Source organism: Burkholderia sp. Ac-20384 (genome assembly GCF_017104605.1).
Lineage (GTDB): Bacteria > Pseudomonadota > Gammaproteobacteria > Burkholderiales > Burkholderiaceae > Burkholderia > Burkholderia lata.
In genome coordinates, this window is the sequence record NZ_JAAGPE010000726.1 from 1 (window position 1) to 674 (window position 674).

At 71.2% G+C, this 674-nt stretch carries 1 protein-coding gene; it reads right to left on the reverse strand.

The window, feature by feature from the left end; genetic code table 11:
* The coding region (locus tag G3O00_RS43050) for a TolC family protein (protein ID WP_206146640.1) at window positions 1–674 on the reverse strand (674 nt) is incomplete at both ends.

Sequence of the window (674 nt, forward strand, 5' to 3'; positions counted from 1 at the left end):
TGTCGCAGCAACCACTGCGGGCGAAGCAGCCGAAGCACCCCGCTTCGCCGCCCCGCTACGCGCCCGATGCGCGGCCGGCGCCTGCGCAACCGTTGCGCCCGCATCGAACCCGCCGCCCAGCGCGCCGATCAGTCCGACACGCAGCGTCCGCTGCCGGCCGAGCAACGCGATCATCTGCGCGCGTTCGTCGATCAGCGTGAGATCCGCGACGTCCACATCCTTCTGCATCAGCACGCCGCGCCGGTGGCGGTCGGTCGCGATCTCCACGATCTTCTGCGCGGCCGCGACCGCGTCCTGCTGCTGCGTGATGAGCGTCTGCGACGTCTGCAGCGACGTGACGAACTGCGCGACCTGCCCGAGCGCGTCGTCGACGGTCTTGTTGTACATCCCGATCGCGACGTCGGCCTGCGCGACATCCGCACCGAGCTTCGCCTTCAACCGGCCGCGATCGAAGATCGGCAGCGAGATCGCCGGGCCGACGGAGCCGGCGAGCGCGTCGCGCGAGAACAGCGACGCGGGCGTCAGCGCGAACACGCCGCCGAGTGCGACGAGGTTCACGTCCGGATAGAACTGTGCGCGCGTCGAATCGGCATTCGCGAACGCGGCCTCGACGCGCAAACGCGCGGCGACGATGTCCGGCCGGCGGCCCAGGAGATCGGCCGGCAGCCGCGCGG